Consider the following 18,627-nt stretch of genomic DNA (forward strand, 5'->3'; position numbering starts at 1 on the left):
ACACAGACCTGGAGATTTCATTGCAATTCTTCAATTTGGATGATTCTCGAGGGCCAGCCGGGGCCATAGGCGGTTGTTACTGTGAGACAGTCCGCAAATATCCACCGCTATCCGCCACCCGGGACGCATGTGATCATGTGATCTGCGGTCGAGCTATGCAGGATTTTGGGTGACGAGGCGATCAGGCGGCGTGGTTTGCCGGCATGTGGATGACCTCGATGCCGTCGTTGAATCTGACACCTGCGATGAGCTTCGGCAACTGATTTGTGCCTTTGAGCCGCCGCCACTTTTTTGATGCGGCGATAACCAGCTTGAACACCATCAGCCTGGCGGTCGTTGAGGACAGCGATCCTTTCGTTCGCACGGTTCTGTGTCGCACGGTCGCGAACACGCTTTCGATGGGGTTGGTCGTGCGCAAGTGATCCCAATGCTCGGCAGGAAAGTCGTAGAAGGCCAGCAGCGCGTCGCGGTCCTTTGCGAGGCATTCGACCGCCCGGCCGTACTTGGTGCGGTATTTCTCGGCGAAGACGTCGATCGCCACTTCGGCGGCCGCCCGGTTTGGCGCCCAATAGACTTCGCGCAGGTCCTTCTTCATGTTGGCCTGCACCGAGAGCGGGACCTTGTCCAGGACGTTGACGGTCTTGTGCACCCAGCAGCGCTGGTGCCGCGTGCCGGGAAACACCTCGTCAAGCGCCTTCCAGAAGCCGAGCGCGCCGTCACCAACGGCAATTTCCGGGGCGATTTGCAACCCGCGTTGCTTCACGTCGATCAGGAGCTCACGCCAGCTCTGCGCGCTCTCCCGGACACCGACCTGAAAGCCGATCAACTCCTTCTTGCCTTCCGGCGTCGCGCCGATCAGCACCAGCATGCACTCGCCGTGGTCTTCCATGCGTGCCTGCAGGAAGACGCCATCGGCCCACACATACACGTACCGCCGCGCCGAGAGATCGCGCTTCTGCCAACGCTCATACTCGCCCTGCCATTCGGCCGTCAGCCGGGAAATCACCGCCGGCGACAGGTTCGGCGCGTCCTTACCCAGCAGGGCCGTCAGCGCCTCCTGGAAATCGCCCGTCGAGATGCCACGCAGGTACAACACCGGCAACAGCGCATCCAGGCTCCTGGTCCGCCGCGCCCATAGTGGCAGAATCGCCGAGCTGAAGCGGATCCGCTCGCCATCGCCGGCTGCACCGCGGTCCCGGATCTTCGCCCGTGCGACCTCGACCGGTCCGATGCCGGTCGCAATCGTTCGAGCCGGGCCGTAACCATGCCGCACGACACGGGCGCGCCCGTCGGCAAGCTTCAAATCTTTCACCGTGGCAAGAAACGTCTCGACTTCGATCTCCACGGCCTGCGCCAGAAGCTGCCGAGCACCAGCTCGCAAAATATTGGTCAGTGGATCGTCGATCTCGTCGGGCTGACGAAGGGCAACAATATTGCTAGTCTCGTTCATGGCGTATCGCTCTCCTTGAGAGGTTCTGGCAGGCTCGACACCCGCCTCGATACGCCGCCTATCTCATTCCGTCATCACCCAGCTTCACGCATAGCTCTCTGCGGTCGCCCGAGATTGGCGCGCTTTCGAAGCTCGAATGGCCGACAAAATCTCAGGCCGGACGGAGTACACTAACAGGCCTATGCTATGAAATTCATCCTGGTGAACCACCGGACCCCGCACGGCGAGCGAGCCTGCACGACCTGCTCTCGGGCGTTAGGTCCTGGCTACCTGCGAGATGTAGTGACGCGTAGAGAATATTGCGGCTATGACTGCTACCGACGCTGTCACTTAACAGACATCGCCTCCCTTTTCTGCAACCCGCGTGCCTTCCTTGGGCATAGGAAGGATCTTGCTCCTGTCGGAGTCGCTGCCCTGCTGACTGCCGCTTCGTGCTGGATTGATGTCGGGCTAGCCACAATGTTATGGATCAATACGGTGGCTTGTCCCGCAGAGCGGTCTAAATCTGAAAGACCTCCGTCGGCCTAAGCGAGGAAAAGTGAAGGCGGCGCTTTGCTGCATGGTGAGTGCAGATTGAACTACTCGACCTGGCGTGGTGCGGGCGCCCAAGCTGGGCCTGCGGCTCATTTTGAGGGAGAACGAAGCATGCCAGGACGCGTGGTGCGTCCTTCCGTTGAGGGCTATGCTGTCGCCTTTCGACAGAGAACTCGCGTATGATTGAGTGGCGCCAGATTGTCGTTCTGGCAATGGTCGCTCGCGTTCGCGGGGCCGTTTCTGAAAGCGGCGGCCCCTTGCCGCGGAGGAGCCGGCTACGCATCGGCACCTCCGCGGCTGCAGCAGAATGGGCGCCGTTGATGTACCTCGTTAGCATTACCAGTTATGGTTTCCGCTGCGCAGCGCTGCATGCTACTGTCGTGATCTGGTAGATGGGCCATTGAAAGCAACTGTTGTTTTGAGAGATATATGTCGCGTTCAGTTGAGTTGATCGTCAACGGCTATGTCAGGCTGAGGGATCGTGGTGCGCTAGAGGACCTTCTTTCGCATCGGCGGGAGCTGCTGAGCCAACTAAGTAGCGTCACCGGCATCGATCCAAGACAAGCCGTCGAGCAGATAACCCAAGAAATCTCAGTTATCGAAGCTGGACTTGCGATGATCGCGCCAGAGTGATCAGCGCGCTCGGACCATTCGGTTGAGCGAAGCAATTTGTAGTCGCTCAGCCGCTTCCCACTAGCGCGAGAAGGAACAGGAGCTCGCCCGATAACGCTCTTCCAACGAACGAAGCGCCGCACCGAGTATATTGGCACGGCGACTTCGCCTCAGGTGAATCCGGACGAGCAATGACCGGTCCGCGGAGCTTAGCGCCCTGCAGAACCGCCGCAAACTAAACGTCTGCATCAAGCTTGATGTCGCCGCAGCAGGTTAATGCGGGAACAGGCGCCTACAGCTAACACTGGCAGCACACGTTCGGCAGCAGATGGCCTATTAGGAGAACTCATGACATGCTGAGGCAGGGGGCACACGATCGGAACTAAGCCATGTGGCAAACCAAAACTCCATATAGATTCTGCTGGATGTGGTGTCGCGGCTTCACTCGCTCACCGGCTTAGGCCGGTCGAGAAAATCCAGGGCGATTCTTATCTGCTCAAGCTGTTGCTCGATCTTTTTGCGCTGCCGAACGTCTTGGGTAGAGTCAAGTTGCTCGATGAGCTTCTGCTTTCGGGCAAGCAGATTTTTAATGACGGTCGTCATCTGAACTCCGCTACAGCTCGCAATCCATGGCCGGTTGCTGCCTATTCGCTTACCTTGTCCGGTGCGGCTCCGGTGATGAGCCAGGACAGCAATCGGGGCTTGCGGCCGCTAAAACGCACCGGTCGCGCCGAAACGAGACAGTAGAGAGGATGGTCATTCGAAAATCTGCGTGATCCCGTTGATGGAACGGAGAAGGAGATTATCGGCCTAATGAGGGTGACGGCGTCTCCCTTGTGCGCGTTGGCAGTACCGGATACTCGATCTTAGGGAGGCGCCCGCTCAGTGAATTGAGAAACGCTACAATCGCGTTGTTCTCCTTCTCGCTGAGCTTGGCACCGAGCTGGACTTCACTCATAACATCTACGGCTTCCTTGAGAGTCCAAACTTGACCAGAATGGAAGTAGGGAGCCCGCATTGCGACGTTCCGCAAGGGGGCAACGCGGAATACGTACTCGTCGGTGGCCGCCTTAGTGACCGCGAATCGTCCCTTGTCGGACGCGGGGAGGAGCTTGGTATCGGGCTTTTCAAGCACACCAAACGGTACGAAGTCCTGTCCACCAATATTGATTCCGTTGTGGCAAGAAGCGCATCCTTTCTCCATGAACAGCCTCAATCCCTCTCTTTGCTGATCATCCAGCGCGTCGGCGGCGCCATTCAGGTACTGATCGAACGGAGCCGCCGGGGTTGTGAGAGTCGCTTCGAAGGCCTCGATTGCCTTCGCGAAATTTTCAAAAGTGACAGATGGTGTATCGTCGGGGAACGCTTGATTGAACATCCCGACATATTCTTTCATCGAATTGAGCGTGTTCATCACGTGATCTGGGGTCGCATTCATCTCGACGCTCGCCTGAACGGGGCCCTTGGCTTGTGCCTTGAGATCAGGCGCGCGTCCGTCCCAGAACTGCGCGACATTAAACACCGAATTGTAGACGGTCGGCGCGCGACGCGCCCCCTTTTGCCAACCGTGACCAACTGAGGTCGGACCCGCGTCGACCCCGCCTGTGCCGAGATTATGGCAGGTATTGCAGCTAATGATCTCGCTTGACGAAAGGCGAGGATCGAAAAACAACATCTTGCCGAGTTCGACTTTCTCGGCGGTGACAGGATTGTCTTTTATCGTCGGGATGCCAGAAGGGATCGGTTTAAAAGTCTCTCTGGCTGCCCTCATCAAAGCGTCATCTGCAGTAGCATGGAATGAGACGAACACTGCGACAGCAACAATAGATACCTTGCGCATCACGTGAGACTTCCGCTTCAATACGATTACCGAGCACCATTTTTCAGAGAGCGCTCGCTACATGATCGCCTGCAGCAATGCAGGAACCGAGCCATCTCTCGCGCGTGAATTGCCGCAGGTCTCTCTGGTCGATGTCGGCTTCGTGACAGTATGCCGGCGGCCCGACAAAAAATCGGTTCGCCGCAGCGTGAAATGTGTCGTGACGTCACTCGAATAGCAGCGCAAAGCGCTGAACGGCACGCTAGTTGCAGAGATACCAAGAACATCAGCGGCATCTGTCCAACGAATTCGGATGAAGACCGCTCAATTGGGGCCAAATCGATGCCATAGATGTCGCACTATCAATTTTGGTCCCGCCGATCGAACTTACGCCTTCGTCACGGAGCGTCGTCGCCTTTGATCGAGGGTTGGGGTCTATTGTGCGTGGAGAACGCGGCGGCTGCGCCCGCCGCACCGAGAAGTGGCCGGGCTTCGCAAAAATTCTAAAGTCGACGTCAATACGTCGTGACGCGCGCCGGGACATTGTGGTCGGCTTTGTTACATCCGATGGGGCGCCCTAACCGCAAGCTCACTCTGATGCCTGGTGAGAAGAGCTGAGCGAGAGCTCCGCCATGCGTCCTCCGATCGCGACGTGCACGCAACGAAGCAGCAGCAGCGGCCGACACCGCAGGGCGACTGCTGTTGCTTAACTATCCGCGGCCACTTGCCCGACCGCGGACACCTTCTTCAGTTTCGCGGCCTTTCTTCAGGGACAAATCCGTCAATTCGAGGAGAACCATGAGCTATGTAATTCGACACTGGTGCAGCGCGCTCTTCGGCTGCGCGCTATCGCTGTTCGCTCTAGCGAGCGCGTGCGCACAAGGCCGTCTCACCGAACCAGCGTCGCGCGTCGTTCTATGTGCCGAGCATCTGAACAAGGACTGTCCAATTGATTTGTGGAGAGCAAACGCGATGGAGAGCGGAAAATTTTTTCCCGCCACGAAGGGAGGGCTGTTAGACCCGGTTGCGCCGACCGACGTGCAGAACGCGGTTCCACCCCAGGACGGCCGCATCGCCGGCAGCAGCGCACGCGGTGATGTGCCCTTGCTGGATGAGCAGACACCAACGCGCTGGGAAAAGGTTCGGCTACACTCAGGCGCGAAACAGAAGTTCAAGTGGGAATACGGCGAGGCTCGCCTGACGCGACGTTGGAACTACTTCATCACACGAATCGGCTGGAATCCATCTGCACCGCTGACGCGCGCGCAGTTCGAGGTGAAGCCATTCTGCACGGCGCAGAATCTCGGCCAGCCGTTTTGGGACCCGTATGCCAATCTAATGCCCCAGGAGCCTACGGTGCACGTGTGTGAGCTGCCAAAGCGCACCGGCTATCACGTGATTTTGGCGGTGTGGGAAGTGGCCAATAGTCCGATGGCTTTCTATCAGATCGTTGACGCAATTTTCGAGGAACAGAGATCGTCCGGTGGCTCCGATTGAGAGGAAAATGGGCGGCTGTGGGCCCCCGAATGCACTACGCACCTCACGAACTGCACAGACTCATGACAGACATTGACGTGCGAGCAAAGGAAACATTGACTGAAGGTGAGTATTCTCGACTTCGCCGATTGATAGTTGGGAGCTAATTGTGAATTTTTGTGCACTGCTGCTGATGCTAGCATCGAAGATGTTCTTTGAGCTGTTATGGCACCAGGCTTCGCTTCGACCTCAAGAACGGTTGCAGCCTCCAACTACCGAAGCCTTGCCGATCTGAGCGTCCGCACTGCTAGCTTCTACGTGAAGGGCCAGCTTCTCAGGCCGATCTCGCGCGGGCTGACGCGGGGCTTACCCCGAGGCCTCATAGTGCAAAGGTAGCCGGCGGCCATCATCGTCTCAGAGCCTACCGTTCCATATCGAGCGTGATTTTGATTGGGCGCGGCGAGTAGGAGCCGAGCTGATGCCCTGAGACGATAAAGCGCCGACTCCTCCCCGCGCCCGCCAAGTGGTGTGGTGTGACTTGAACAGAGCAGGCAGTTTGCCGTATCGAAGACCGCATGCTTCGATAAGCACTTGCGCCGTTGCAGCGTTGAGCCACCAATCCCGCGGAGGGTCTCATTGCTGGAATTGGCGCAAAACTGGCAAATCAGCCTTTGTTAGTCGTGTATGGGCGGAAGACCACGGTTGGCCTTCTCCGTGAGAAAGCGCGCGCACGCCGCTTGCTAGATCCTCCAACAGGACCAAAGTCAATGCTTTACGGGGCAACAAAATCGACTGGAGCGCGCGAAGCTTCTCTTCGCCGGATTTCGGTCAATGGGCCGTCCGCAGCATTGGCGTTAGCGGCGGCGAGTCGCCATGCTGTATCTCACCAATGATTTGGAAGCCGTGACGCTGGTAAAAGGGAATGTTTTCGGGATTTGAACTTTCGAGATAGGCGGCCGTGCCCTCCGAATCACATCGTTTGAGAGCGTGTTTCATCAGCGATGTGCCGAGTCCCTGTCCCACCCAGTTTGGATCGGTGGCAATGAGAGGCAGATACCAATGTGCCTCGGCTGGATGATGTTCGGCCATTCCCAACCGTAGCTGTGCCATGTCGTCGGTGATTTCCGGACGTAGCGAGTGCGCCATAATTGCGTCGAGCGCCTCCTCATCTTGCCCCACCCCGGGTGGCAGCCACAGGGCCGCGGCGCGAATCCCTTCTGTCACGTATGCCGTTCCATGCTCGAATGCTCGTCCCCCACAGGCCTTAACGAACTGAGGCATACTCGCAAGATATTGGGTTGGGTCAGGCCAGCTCCATCGCGCCAGTGGGTCTGCGGCAAAGCCCAGCACAAGCGTCCAAACGGTGGTTGCCTTCGTTTTTGCGTGCGCAGATTTGATGTCCGTCTCCGCTGTCATGATGTCTTTTCCAAGTCTCTATTTGAGCGCCAGAGTTACAAAGTCAGAAAGCACGAGAAGCAGCGCAGAAGTGATGCACCATGGAGGTTTCGTCGGCTGCATTTAGCTTCCGTTCCACGCTCTTTCTTTTCCCTCGGTGGTCGCGCTTACGACCGCTCCAGGACGAATGCTCCATTCAATCGGATCTCGTTGGCGCGCATCGCTGCTTCCTGGATCTGGAAGCGTCAGCACGCCCTTCCTAAAGCAGGCTAAGAGCGTGTTCGCGTAAAAGGCGTCGCCGGCCTGCAACAGCCCTCGAGGGAAGCGACGCAGGGACGTTTTTCGACTTTGCAACGAGAGGAACTCGTGGGACACGCTCGGCAGGAACAGCAGCGTTCGACATCGCCGGGGCAATCAGTAAGCGTCGCACATCGAGATCGACGATAGGCACTGATCTTATGTGATAACACCTCGATTCCCAGTGAGCTGTTCTGGTCGAGGTCTCTCGTTCAAAATACGTGCCAAGTTTGCGAGCCCTAGAATGTTCGCGTCCTGACATTCCCAGTATAAGTAGCGATTGATCTGGAATTAGCGATCCTGAGCCTTACCGACGTTGTGCTGGCGATGGCGAAGCCTCGAGGGGCGGCATAGCGCATAGTTGCGACAAAGCTTAAGAGGGTAAAAAAGATGCAAACCTCGAGCCGCTGAAGAGGAGCGACTTTCTTTCCGGCGAAAAGCTGGTCCGTGGTCGCGAGCGTGGCGACAAGATTGTAGCATTCCATCCAATGAGAGCTTCTCATTCGCGCAACAAATGTCGCGTCTGACGAAGAATTACAAAATCGGATTATCTCAGTCGTCGGAAAAATAGTTCGTCTTCGACTCGCGCGGGCGCAAGTTCTTTGAGAGGATAATCAGGCAATGATGCCGGCCAGGGACGCTTTCGATGCGCAACAGCATTGTCGACCAAGCGAGTGATTTGACGAAGTCCGCAGCTTGCCAGTGCGTTTGGGCGTCCTCGTGTTGACGTCATTGTAATGCGCGCGCTCGGATTGTGTCCGAGGATTGTAGTGCTTCTGAACCAATAGCTTAAGCGACGCCATGAATAGTACGTGAGCCGCGCCCGTCTCACCGAGCGCGACGGCTCGGCGTTGCCCGTCTCAGATCGTCGCCCTTCTCCGGGCAAGCCTAGTTCTTGAGGGACAAACAAGATGACTGTGAACAACAATCCAATCAAGTTCGCTTACTGGGTGCCGAACGTATCGGGCGGCCTCGTGATTTCTTCGATTGAGCAGCGAACCAGCTGGGATATCGAATACAATCGCAAGCTTGCCCAGATCGCCGAGAAAGCCGGCTTCGACTATGCTTTGAGCCAGATCCGATTCACCGCAGGTTATGGCGCCGACAATCAGCACGAGTCAGTCAGCTTCTCCCACGCGCTCCTTGCCGCGACCGAGAGGCTCAAGGTTATCGCTGCGCTTCTTCCAGGGCCTTGGAACCCAGCGCTGGCCGCAAAGCAGATTGCGACGATCAGTCAACTCACCAATGCGCGCGTTGCGGTCAACATCGTCTCAGGGTGGTTTCGCGGCGAATTCCACGCGATCGGCGAGCCTTGGCTGGATCATGACGAGCGTTACCGCCGCTCGGAGGAATTCATCAACGCGCTTCGCGGGACTTGGACCGAGGAAACGTTTACCCTGAGGGGCGACTTCTATCGGTTCAACGACTATTCTCTCAAGCCAAAGCCGCTCGATCCGCTGCCGGAGATCTTTCAGGGCGGCTCATCGCGGGCGGCTCGTGACATGGCCGCTCGCGTGTCCGACTGGTATTTCACCAATGGCAATACGCCAGATGGCCTAAAGACCCAGGTCGATGACATCAGGAGCAAGGAAAAGGCTTTCGGCAAAGGCTGGCGTACCAAAATTGGAATCAATGCTTTCGGTATCGTCCGACAAACGGAAAACGAGGCGAAGGAGACTCTACAGGAGGTCATCGACAAAGCGATCCCGGATGCGGTGCGCGGCTTCCATCACGAGGTCCAGAATGCCGGCAATGCCAGCCCCGAGCGCGAGGGCAATTGGGCCAAATCCACATTTCAGGACCTCGTTCAATACAATGATGGCTTCCGCTCGAACCTGATCGGGACCCCGCAACAGGTTGCCGAACGCATCATCGAGCTCAAGGGGGCTGGTGCCGATCTGATCTTGCTCGGCTTCCTCCATTTCCAGGAAGAGGTCGAATATTTCGGCAAGCACGTGATTCCGCTGGTCCGCGAACTCGAGGCGAACCAACCCGTGCGCGCTGAGGCTGCCGAATAGGCGGAAGGAGAGGCAGCCAAGTGACTGAGATCGTGACGGAAGCGAGTACGCTTCCTCTGGATGGGGTCGCCCCAACGAAAAGTGTTCGTACCTCGAGGCGCGAACGTATCGAGGGGACATGGGCCGGAGGGATCGTGTTGCACTCGCATGCCCGGACTGCGATGGGGCTCGCCCCGCTCGTAAGGAGTAGGGCCTCTCGATCCTGGTAGCTGAACAGAATTCGACGGTCGCGCTAAGCTTTTCGACTCATGCAGTCATCCTCGAGAACGGCCATGACGTCCTGTCCGGCGTATCAATCGCCTGCGCAGCCGCGACGACATTAGGTGTGCTTTAGTTCGGCGGCTCACCGCAAACTGACTCCAGAAAGAAAGTGCTGACGCACGCCGTTGCTTGAACTCGTGGGAAAAAGGAGAGACTGACCATGGCTACAGCCAAGCTGGCACACAACTTCGACTTCTATTCTCGGCTGGACACCGCCATCGATGCGACTGTAAGGGGCAATGCCGATCGCAATGATCTCGAAAGCCGCTTTCCCAAAGAGAATCTCAAGGCGTTGGCGGAAGCGGGCTGGACCGGCGTCTTGAACGAAACCCGATTTGGCGGTCTTGGCCTCGCCCATGTCGATTTCGCCCAAGCTGCCTATCGCATTGGTCAGGTCGATGCGTCGACGGGCCTCGTCTACGTCATGCACGTCGGCGCGGCTCAGACCATCAACCTGTATGGCAACGATGACCAGAAGGAGCGCTGGCTCAAGGCGAAGAACGCGACCCTTCTTGGCACATATTCGACAAGCGAACGCGCGACCGGTGGACACTGGTGGTACAATTTGTCCGAAGCATCGCGTGACGGCGACGACTATCTGCTCGATGCCAAGAAATCATTCACAACGAGCTCCGGTCAGGCCGATTTCTATGTGGTCCAGACACGCACGCCCGGCGCCAAGGACCAGGCCGACATTGTCTTCTTCATCGTGCACGGCAAGTCTCCCGGAATCGAATCGAAGCCTTGGAACGCCCTCGGCGTGCGCGCCAATCACTCGGGGCCCATCCACTACAACAACGTGCGGGTAGCGCAGCGGACCGGCTCGGCGCAGAAGGGGAAGGGAAGGAAATCATCTACAATGGTGTCTCACCCGTCTATCTGATCGGGCTCGGCGCGGTCTGGGAAGGCCTGGCCCGCGGCGCGTTGAATGCCGCCGTCAAGCACACTGAAAGTTTCGTGCACAAGGATCGGAACAAGAGACTTTCGGATTATCAGGCGATCCGGCAGGAGCTCGGCGCGGCCAAGGTTCTCGTCGAATCGTTGCGGCCGTGGCGGCTCGAACTGGCAACAAAGCTGGACGAACTCTGGCGCGCCGGCAAGCCGCAGAGCGAAATCCTGATCCTGCTAACCGAGTTCAAGGTGCATGCCGCCGAGGTGGCGAACAAGGTTGCAGCCGCTGCGCTAACAGTGACCGGAGGCTACGGCTATCACCGAGGGCCGATCGAACGTTCCTTCCGCGACGCGCGCGCAGCTATTGCCATGGGTCCATCGAACATCATCGCTCGGGACTGGATCGGAAAATCTCTGGTGGGCCTTCCGCTTGAGCTCTTTTACGAAGGGGGAGAATAGGTCGAACGCTGCTTCCGAAACGCCTCGATGCCGCAACAGATGCGGCGATCAGGGTAAGCTGGCGAACGGCTCGTCAAGGCGTTGGCCAGCCGGTGGCGACGAGCCCGGCCTTGGGAGTTCTTCATGACTATACTAGTTGAACGTGCCGACCGAGCCCTGCCAGGGCCGGAATTCCAGGTCGCCCCAAAAGCACAACTCATCCGTTCTGATGCGGAGGCGATTGACACTGCGCACAAGGTGGCCGCCGAACTTGCGCTCGAAGCTGCTGCACGCGATCGCGAACGGCGTCTGCCGCTAACCGAGCTTGATCGCTTTTCGTCAAGCGGTCTTTGGGGCGTCACCGTACCGAAGGCTTATGGTGGGGCCGGCGTCTCCTTCGTGACGGTCGCAGAAGTAGTCAAGATCATCTCGGCCGCAGATCCCTCGGTTGGGCAGATTCCGCAAAGTCATCTGAGAGTCCTGGACCTATTGCGACTGACCGGCTCGGAAGAGCAGAAGCACTTCTGGTTTGGTAAGGTCTTGCAAGGCTATCGTTTTGGCAACGCGGTCTCAGAAGCCAAAAGCAAGCATACCGGCATTTTCGAGACGACGATTATCCCTGATGGCGATGCTTATCACATCAATGGTCAGAAGTTCTATGCGACCGGGGCACTATTTGCCCATTATATCGCAATTGCGGGAGCTGACGATTTGGGAAGAGCGCATATTGCCATCGCGCCTCGGGATGCGGACGGACTAAGTGTCGTTGATGATTGGTCCAGTTTCGGCCAGAGGACGACTGCCAGCGGCAGCGTCGTCATGCGCAACCTTCGCGTACCCGCGTCTGCCGTATTGCCGGCCTACGCGGCATATCAGTTCCCGAGTGCGAACGGGCCATTTGCCCAACTCGTTCACGCCGCGATTGACGCGGGCATCGCCAAAGGCGCTCTTGCCGACACTGTTGCTTTTGTGCGCCAGTATGCACGACCATGGATCGATAGCGGTCAGAACCATGCTTACGAGGACCAGTTCACTATCTCACAAATTGGAGATCTCAGCGTCAAAATGCATGCGGCCGAAGCTTTGCTTGATCGGGCGGGGCGGACCTTAGATTTTGCCGCTGCGGAGCCAACTGATAAAATAGTCGACGAGGCATCAATCGCCGTTGCAATTGCCAAGGCGGCGACGACTGAGATCGCGATTTTGGCAGCGAACAAGCTGCACGAGCTTGGCGGAACGCGATCGACGCTTGCGCAGTATAACCTCGATCGTCATTGGCGCAACGCGCGTACCCACACGCTGCATGACCCGGTACGCTGGAAATACTTTCATATCGGCAACTACGTGCTGAACGGAGTAAGTCCGCCGCGCCATCCCTGGAATTGAGAACTCCATTGTGATCAGTACTGCCGGTTCAATAAACCTTGATGTTAGTTGAGCTGTTCCAACGGATGTATACTCTTTCGGTCGATGGGGCGTTTATATCCGCCATGCCCCGAACCCATTGCTGCGCAGACACCGTAAGCAGAATCAGCAGGATGCAGAGTCCAGGAGAACTTGGAACAATATGGAGCGATAACGCGGCGATCGTTGCCGCGGCCTAAAATCGGTCATTACTTATCTCAGATCGTTAAAGCTCACGAGCTTGCCTCATCTGTCGACCTGTTGTCGTCAGCTCTATCGTGTTTCGCAGTCACTTGCGCAGGCGCTGTGCCAACCAACTCTTTATAAAGACGAGGATCGGTCGCGCCCTCGGTGTTGATCAGGAAAACTCGTGCATTCGGTCCAAGACCAATCTCGGCGCGCAGGATCGGATTGGAAGCAGCCTTCAGTAACGCTGCAAGGCCAACACCACCGCTTTCGCCAGCAACAACAGCCGGATCACCATCCTTCGGATTTGCCAACCACTTCATTACGCTGATTGCGTCTTCATCGTCGACCGTCATGAAAGCGTCCGCGGCGCGCGAAAGGATACGCCACGCGATGAGCGAAGGTTCGTAGCATTCGAGCATTGCCATCACGGTGGATTGCCTGGAATCCACTTTGACAGGATGCCCCGCCCGCGCGCTTTCGAAAAGGCACGCCGCCCGCGAGGGGTCGACAACGGTGAAGAACGGCCGATCGTTGCCGAACAGGACGGAGAAATGTCCGGCAATCGCGCCGGCGAGCCCACCCACGCCGGCCTGAATGAACACATGAGTCGGAGGTTCACGCAATTGGCGCAGAGCCTCACTCAATAGAGCGGTGTATCCCTGCATCACGAGCCCCGGGATGCGCTCGTAACCGGGCCAGGACGTGTCAGACACCGTAATCCAGCTGTTTTTCGCCGCAACTCGGGTTGCCTCAGCAACCGAGTCATCATAGTTGCCCTCAACGCGGATCATCTGCGCGCCAAAGCGGGCAATGGCGGTGACGCGCTCAGTGCTCACGCCTGAATGAACAAAAATGGCGCACTTCGCCCCAAATAGCTGGGCGCCGTAAGCAACTGATTTGCCGTGGTTGCCGTCCGTGGCACAGCAGACTGTCATGCTTCGCGCGACGGCCTGAACGTCAGATCCGTGCAATTCGGAAAGCTCAACATTGCGACCGAGCTGGCGAGCTGCTTCCTCAAGCACCAGGCGGATCACAGCATAAGAACCGCCCAGCGCTTTGAAACTTCCAAGGCCGAGACGATGACCTTCATCCTTGAGATGGATCGAACCAACTCCGATGTCACGAGCAAGGCCCGCTAAAGAAATCAGAGGAGTTTCCTTGTGTCCATCGCGATGCCTAAGAAACCGCTCGACCTCGCGAGCGGCTTCGACACTCAGCATGTCGGCGTCCGATGCATCGAGGGAAGCGCGGTGATCGCGGTGCGAGTTGGCAAGAAACATAGTTCAACTTTCCTTGCTCGTTAGCATCTCTGTATAGAGTATGACATTCGCGATGACGAAATAGTCGGCAATGCCGCCTGCCTGTCAGCGCCGCCGGAGAAGATGACGAAATTCTTAGACATGGCATACCGTCCCCAAAGCGTGCGCAGCGGTTAAATCACAGATTGTTTAGATCTTGCCGTCGAACAAGTTGACGCCGATCCTATCAGCGAGAATAACGAGGTCCGCGAACACGGAGTCCACAGTCAGAAGGTCTTGCGAAATGCCTCCGGGCGAGAGATCCGCCGCGGCGACGCGATCGCCGAAGATCACGATCGCCAAGGCGCGATCGTCCTGGCGCGATACCCAGCAAAGTCCCTCTGCGTGGGGGCAAGCAGCGTGAACGGCTTCGGCCCAGTTCCGGGTCTTCGGATACTCGTCCTTTTCAGTATCGATCAACTGACCGCGTTGAATCCCGAGCTTCTTGAGTGCCGTCACGCTGAGATCGACGAGCTTGAGATCTCGTTTCGGCGCCACCTGCGAATAAATGTGGCCAGTCAGCTTTTGCTTGTCGAACGTTTTTAACCCGGCGACAAACGGCACGTCATGAAAGACGGTTTCCATGGCCGCGCAATCAAAGGTCGTGCCACCATAGAGGGTAGGGATGTTCGAGCCGTCTGAAGCTTTAATCGGACTGAACCGGGCGTTGCCATGCGGGCCCGGATTGAACTGGTTGCTGCCATAGACTTTCGGGTGGATTCGATGAACGACCTGGCCTTTCGGCCAGGTCGTCATGTTCACCAGATTGGCAAGGTCGGCGGGCAGAGCCGGTACGGCCGATGGCGGGGCGGGCGAAGGCGGAACTGGCGATGGCCTGGCTGCCTTCGGTCGGGCAGTTGGGGGGCGTCGTGCGCCGGACTTCTTCTTAGCCATGGAGTACGCCGGCTACCTCGTCCTCGGCCGCTGCAACGACGCGATCGGCATTGCTAATCAACAAGTCCTGCGGTCGCTTGCCACCAAGGAAGCTGTTGACCGATGCAAACCAATAGGCGAGGCCCCAATCGTCCTTCTTTCCGCGGAAGACCTCCAGCACCCGCGCCAGGCCCTTTGCCGGCCGATAATCCGTCGAGGAGTCGAAAGCGTAGCCCGGGAAGTAGTCCGTTCCGCGATGATGTATGGCGAAGATCTGCCCATCCCGCTTCCACTTGTTCGGCTGAGCGCTAGGATTGCTGGTGCTATATCCCGCCATCTCGGCGATCTGCGCCGCCGTCATCCATTCGCCGGTCTCTATCACGCGCTTGCGTGCTTCCGCCGTCATCCGGGCTTCAATCAGCTTGTGCCGCGGCGGAGGAACGTCAGGGACGAGAGCCTCGATGATCGACCGAAACCTCGCCTCATGACGATCCTCGATGATGCTGGGGATTAGCGGAGCCAGAATAGCAACTGTATCTAACAGCACGTGGGCAACTGATTTGCTGCCGTGCTTCAATGTCAAAGCAACGACTTGCTCCGCCGATAGGTGGGCCAGTTTGCTTCGCACTTCTTCGGGGGTCCCGGCGACGGTTCCCACACCCGAATGCTCAAGAGCTTTTTTCGCGGCCGTCATGGCTTTATCCAGGTTATTTAGGTTACTAATATAATACAATAACCACGATCATCAATGCCTTTTTCGACCTCATTTCGAGGGGCCACAAGGCGCCGAGGCCGCTTCCAAGGTCGCTTTGGGCTGGCGACCGTTAGAGCTCACAAGCCAGGCAAACCTCGAAGAAACCGGTCTAGATCGCTTTCAAGAATAAGGGTCCGATAGCCACAATTCTTCCAAATGCTTCATCTCGATCTCCTCATCAGCTTGGTTCTCGACAGCCCGGTCTGCTCGAAGACTCCTCGAGAGAGAAGGCGCTCGTGTCCCGTAGAAGGTGAGCCTCGTGCTTCGGACTCGGTCGATGATGGCCGGTCGCTGTTTTCCGGCTCCGAGCCATTGCTCGAAAGCCTCCCTCATCAAGAAGTTGACAGTCGGGTCCAGGTGTCCGGTCATCGGTGTAGTCGCTGTGGACGCCGACGCTTTTTCCTATGCGGGTCCACTCCGAGCCATGGAGCTCGAGATCAATACCTGTACGGCTTTATCGATGAAGGCGCGGAGTTCAACGTGACGGAGAACAGAGCGAAACAGCCAATCCGCGGTGCACTCGAGTTCGAACAAGCGACGGTGCGGATCGTCGCTCATATCGACACGCTCGCCCTGTTCCATCAGTTCGTCAAAGCGCCCGCACAAATCGGGCAAACCCGACCGTTCGGCGGCGAGCCGGGCGCAAAGCAAATCGAAAGCTTCGCTCAACCGGCGCTCCGACAGCGCAGAGTTGATCCATGTGCGTGTCGCTGAAGCAACGGCTCGCACCAATTCCGCTTTGCTGGGTCATGGCGAAATCCCGTGCCTTGGACTCCGCTAATTTTGAGGTTCGGTCACATGGCGAACATGATCGCGCTAATAATGCCATAGGTTGGCGAAGGCACCTTCACGCCGATGACGCTCAACAGCACAGCGGAATGCACGCGATTGGGCTGCGCTCAAAGCGGTCCACGGCTTTACGGTCGCGTTCGCCACGGCAAGCTTTCCGTTTAGTTGTGTCTAGCACCATGCGAGGTAGTATTTGCGGCTGCCGCAACCAGTTCCAGTAACGAAGGGGCCGCCACCGCCAAAGCCAAGACCGGCGTAGTGTTCGGTTATCTCGAGGCGCGGCGCCAAGCTCAATATGCCGGCGGAAGCTTGTAATCCGAGAGCGAGGCGAGTGGACTATCATCGAGCTTCGATATTCTCCTATCGTTAACTCGAGACGGCTTACGCCAGACCGCCTTCGTCTTGGTCCAAATGCAGATCAACACGTCGTAGGCGTCGCCATGGGAGGCGGCTTTAGGAGCCGCAACGTCGGCCCCGCCTAGCTCACACTGCCGATGACCTTGATACTAGTAGGACGTCTGGCTATATCCCGCGTGTTCAATTTGGAGCTACTTTGGTGGCAATAGGTACTGTGAAATGGTTCAGCCCGACTAAGGGCTACGGCTTCATCAAGCCTGACGATGGCGGCCCCGATGTCTTCGTGCACATTCGGTCCGTTGAAAAGGCCGGCTATACGGGACTGGCAGAGGGTGCAAAGATCAGTTACGAGATAAAGGCGGGACGTTCTGGCAAAACGTCCGCCGAAAATCTTCGACTTGGATAGTCGCACTCGCGCGAAGAATAAACAGCCCGACCATTCGTCATTTTGGCTCCGCCTCCCGCTTGTTCGCGAGGCGTAGGTACGGCCTCAGCATATCCCCCCGGAGCCGCTGAGGCCGTTTCCTTATCTGGGCGCTATGAGCCCTCACGCCCTGAATAGGGGGCCAAATGTGTGAGTGCGTCGGCAGACGACTACATTGAAGCAGTCTGGGCATTTGTTTTTGGCGCTAATGTCAGCTCTCCAACGAACGGAGAGACAGCCTCTCAAGGGCGGCCTCGCCTAGAACCCTTAAACGCATCATCAGAATTGCTCCCAGGCGCTGCATTATCCCAACTAAGGCAAGCATTAGGTAGGCTTTCATAGTGGCGCTCGCGCAGTAATGGCGCCAAATTTCATGAGATAGAGGCGTCACTCGCGTCTGCCGCTCCTAGCGAAAAGCAGTTGCTAGGCCCGCTCGAACTTATCAAGCCCCGGATCGATTCGAGAGGCGGAAGGCCGACACTCGGTCGGACGAAAAAATGCGCGCTCTCGGGAGCAAAGGCAGAATTTCGGCGAAACAACGCATAAGAAAGCGAAGTTTCTCATGCGTTGCAAAGGTACCATGTGCGACACGTGGAGCTAAGCTGGCGTTAGCAGAACCGGCTATCCATTATGATCCGCACTAAGGGGCAAATGGGATGGACGGCGCTGCTTGGCCTCAGGTGAGGGGCGATCTTTCATCCACGCGGTGGGGTGCGGCCGCCTTCCTCAACAATCTCGAAGCCGCCTGCACAACCATAAGCTGAAGTGAATGGGCCGTAAGATGGGCTAATATTGGGGATGCCCATCACCTTCTTGGTGAAACGAATATACAGAAGGGGTACCGCGATGAGGCGGCAGAAGATTGGCTATGTGCGCTAACCGCCTTTGAAGTTGCCAGGCGATTAGCTTATGAGGATGCTTCAGCAATCGCAGGCATTTCGGGCCGGATCAACGCCGTCATTCAAAAAGTCGGAACCCTGGAACAGAAGATCGAGCGAGTACAAATTAATTGCTGCGATCAGTTTGAGGTCCCAGCCTACTACTTGTCCGCTTGCGGTCCCGATACAAGCGCCCCAGCAATCCTTTGCATCAGCACGGAAGAGGAAACAGCAACGACACTGCTCGGAAGGATTTTGCCCGTCGTGATGGATAGAGGCATGTCCGTCCTGGTGGTCGCTCATGATGACCTCTCAGACACGCGACGCAGTCAATCGGACATGTTCTTGTCTTGCTGTATGGACTATTTATCGACCCGGTCGGACGTTGATGCTACTCGCATTGGCGTCTACGGAGATGGGCTATCCGCTTCCCTGGCAACCGACCTCGCCGCATTTGACGATCGTGTGGC

At 57.4% G+C, this 18,627-nt stretch carries 16 protein-coding genes and 1 pseudogene; 8 read left to right on the forward strand and 9 right to left on the reverse strand.

Translation table 11 applies throughout. The features are described 5' to 3' along the window. Positions 1-181: 181 nt before the first annotated feature. Positions 182-1,450, reverse strand: a complete 1,269-nt coding sequence (locus ACNJYB_RS07030) for an IS256 family transposase (protein WP_439370872.1) — start codon at positions 1,448-1,450, stop codon at positions 182-184. Positions 1,451-2,413: 963 nt separating this feature from the next. On the opposite strand from ACNJYB_RS07030, the gene ACNJYB_RS07035 reads away from it, so the two are divergent. Next, entirely contained in the window at positions 2,414-2,617 is a 204-nt protein-coding gene (locus ACNJYB_RS07035) for a hypothetical protein (RefSeq protein ID WP_439373291.1), read from the forward strand. A gap of 420 nt (positions 2,618-3,037) precedes the next feature. Here the strand turns inward: ACNJYB_RS07035 and ACNJYB_RS07040 are convergent, their stop codons facing one another. Then, a complete protein-coding gene (locus tag ACNJYB_RS07040; protein WP_439373292.1) occupies positions 3,038-3,199 on the reverse strand; it encodes a hypothetical protein in 162 nt (53 codons plus the stop codon). 199 nt (positions 3,200-3,398) lie between these two features. Next, positions 3,399-4,436 (reverse strand): cytochrome-c peroxidase, encoded by a 1,038-nt coding sequence (locus ACNJYB_RS07045; RefSeq protein ID WP_439375487.1) that lies wholly within the window; start codon positions 4,434-4,436, stop codon positions 3,399-3,401. Positions 4,437-5,213: 777 nt separating this feature from the next. On the opposite strand from ACNJYB_RS07045, the gene ACNJYB_RS07050 reads away from it, so the two are divergent. Further along, positions 5,214-5,912: a lytic polysaccharide monooxygenase gene (locus ACNJYB_RS07050; RefSeq protein WP_439373293.1), complete on the forward strand. Its 699-nt coding sequence runs from the start codon at positions 5,214-5,216 to the stop codon at positions 5,910-5,912. An 807-nt stretch (positions 5,913-6,719) separates the two neighbouring features. Here ACNJYB_RS07050 and ACNJYB_RS07055 read toward each other — a convergent pair. Continuing rightward, complete coding sequence (locus tag ACNJYB_RS07055; protein ID WP_439373294.1) at positions 6,720-7,307, reverse strand: GNAT family N-acetyltransferase; 588 nt, start codon at positions 7,305-7,307, stop codon at positions 6,720-6,722. A 1,187-nt stretch (positions 7,308-8,494) separates the two neighbouring features. On the opposite strand from ACNJYB_RS07055, the gene sfnG reads away from it, so the two are divergent. From sfnG to ACNJYB_RS07080, 5 genes and pseudogenes are all read left to right on the forward strand, one after another. Continuing rightward, the gene (sfnG, locus tag ACNJYB_RS07060) at positions 8,495-9,601 is read left to right on the forward strand and encodes a dimethylsulfone monooxygenase SfnG (protein ID WP_439373295.1); all 1,107 of its coding nucleotides are present in this window, start codon (positions 8,495-8,497) and stop codon (positions 9,599-9,601) included. A gap of 190 nt (positions 9,602-9,791) precedes the next feature. Further along, positions 9,792-9,995 (forward strand): annotated as a pseudogene (locus tag ACNJYB_RS07065) (ABC transporter ATP-binding protein); the annotation flags it as partial. Between the two features lie 27 nt (positions 9,996-10,022). Then, positions 10,023-10,745: an acyl-CoA dehydrogenase family protein gene (locus ACNJYB_RS07070; RefSeq protein ID WP_439373296.1), complete on the forward strand. Its 723-nt coding sequence runs from the start codon at positions 10,023-10,025 to the stop codon at positions 10,743-10,745. A 41-nt stretch (positions 10,746-10,786) separates the two neighbouring features. Continuing rightward, positions 10,787-11,212, forward strand: a complete 426-nt coding sequence (locus ACNJYB_RS07075; protein ID WP_439373297.1) for an acyl-CoA dehydrogenase family protein — start codon at positions 10,787-10,789, stop codon at positions 11,210-11,212. A 123-nt stretch (positions 11,213-11,335) separates the two neighbouring features. After that, complete coding sequence (locus ACNJYB_RS07080) at positions 11,336-12,577, forward strand: SfnB family sulfur acquisition oxidoreductase (protein ID WP_439373298.1); 1,242 nt, start codon at positions 11,336-11,338, stop codon at positions 12,575-12,577. Between the two features lie 251 nt (positions 12,578-12,828). Here ACNJYB_RS07080 and ACNJYB_RS07085 read toward each other — a convergent pair whose 3' ends face one another. The 4 genes from ACNJYB_RS07085 to ACNJYB_RS07100 all read right to left on the reverse strand — a co-directional run bounded on the left by ACNJYB_RS07085 (position 12,829) and on the right by ACNJYB_RS07100 (position 16,378). Next, on the reverse strand, positions 12,829-14,064 hold the full coding sequence (locus ACNJYB_RS07085) for a diaminopropionate ammonia-lyase (protein WP_439373299.1): 1,236 nt from the start codon (positions 14,062-14,064) through the stop codon (positions 12,829-12,831). A 168-nt stretch (positions 14,065-14,232) separates the two neighbouring features. Next, entirely contained in the window at positions 14,233-14,976 is a 744-nt protein-coding gene (locus tag ACNJYB_RS07090) for an RES family NAD+ phosphorylase (protein WP_439373300.1), read from the reverse strand. Then, a complete protein-coding gene (locus tag ACNJYB_RS07095) occupies positions 14,969-15,649 on the reverse strand; it encodes a hypothetical protein (protein WP_439373301.1) in 681 nt (226 codons plus the stop codon). Before ACNJYB_RS07095 ends, ACNJYB_RS07090 begins: the two co-directional genes overlap by 8 nt. A gap of 462 nt (positions 15,650-16,111) precedes the next feature. After that, positions 16,112-16,378, reverse strand: coding sequence for a hypothetical protein (locus ACNJYB_RS07100; protein ID WP_439373302.1), 267 nt, complete (start codon positions 16,376-16,378; stop codon positions 16,112-16,114). 676 nt (positions 16,379-17,054) lie between these two features. Here ACNJYB_RS07100 and ACNJYB_RS07105 point away from each other — a divergent pair. Beyond that, positions 17,055-17,261: a cold-shock protein gene (locus ACNJYB_RS07105; protein ID WP_439373303.1), complete on the forward strand. Its 207-nt coding sequence runs from the start codon at positions 17,055-17,057 to the stop codon at positions 17,259-17,261. 938 nt (positions 17,262-18,199) lie between these two features. On the opposite strand, the gene ACNJYB_RS07110 is transcribed toward ACNJYB_RS07105, so the two are convergent. Further along, the gene (locus ACNJYB_RS07110) at positions 18,200-18,460 is read right to left on the reverse strand and encodes a hypothetical protein (protein ID WP_439373304.1); all 261 of its coding nucleotides are present in this window, start codon (positions 18,458-18,460) and stop codon (positions 18,200-18,202) included. Positions 18,461-18,627 lie beyond the last annotated feature (167 nt).

The sequence above is a fragment of the Bradyrhizobium sp. SMVTL-02 genome, assembly GCF_051853005.1.
In the GTDB taxonomy this organism is placed as follows: Bacteria; Pseudomonadota; Alphaproteobacteria; order Rhizobiales; family Xanthobacteraceae; genus Bradyrhizobium.

Coding starts and splice junctions, on each gene's coding strand:
- ACNJYB_RS07030 (WP_439370872.1), bottom strand. CDS start 1,450: ATGAACGAGACTAGCAATATTGTTGCCCTTCGTCAGCCCGACGAGATC.
- ACNJYB_RS07035 (WP_439373291.1), top strand. CDS start 2,414: ATGTCGCGTTCAGTTGAGTTGATCGTCAACGGCTATGTCAGGCTGAGG.
- ACNJYB_RS07040 (WP_439373292.1), bottom strand. CDS start 3,199: ATGACGACCGTCATTAAAAATCTGCTTGCCCGAAAGCAGAAGCTCATC.
- ACNJYB_RS07045 (WP_439375487.1), bottom strand. CDS start 4,436: ATGCGCAAGGTATCTATTGTTGCTGTCGCAGTGTTCGTCTCATTCCAT.
- ACNJYB_RS07050 (WP_439373293.1), top strand. CDS start 5,214: ATGAGCTATGTAATTCGACACTGGTGCAGCGCGCTCTTCGGCTGCGCG.
- ACNJYB_RS07055 (WP_439373294.1), bottom strand. CDS start 7,307: ATGACAGCGGAGACGGACATCAAATCTGCGCACGCAAAAACGAAGGCA.
- sfnG (WP_439373295.1), top strand. CDS start 8,495: ATGACTGTGAACAACAATCCAATCAAGTTCGCTTACTGGGTGCCGAAC.
- ACNJYB_RS07070 (WP_439373296.1), top strand. CDS start 10,023: ATGGCTACAGCCAAGCTGGCACACAACTTCGACTTCTATTCTCGGCTG.
- ACNJYB_RS07080 (WP_439373298.1), top strand. CDS start 11,336: ATGACTATACTAGTTGAACGTGCCGACCGAGCCCTGCCAGGGCCGGAA.
- ACNJYB_RS07085 (WP_439373299.1), bottom strand. CDS start 14,064: ATGTTTCTTGCCAACTCGCACCGCGATCACCGCGCTTCCCTCGATGCA.
- ACNJYB_RS07090 (WP_439373300.1), bottom strand. CDS start 14,976: ATGGCTAAGAAGAAGTCCGGCGCACGACGCCCCCCAACTGCCCGACCG.
- ACNJYB_RS07095 (WP_439373301.1), bottom strand. CDS start 15,649: ATGACGGCCGCGAAAAAAGCTCTTGAGCATTCGGGTGTGGGAACCGTC.
- ACNJYB_RS07110 (WP_439373304.1), bottom strand. CDS start 18,460: ATGAGCGACCACCAGGACGGACATGCCTCTATCCATCACGACGGGCAA.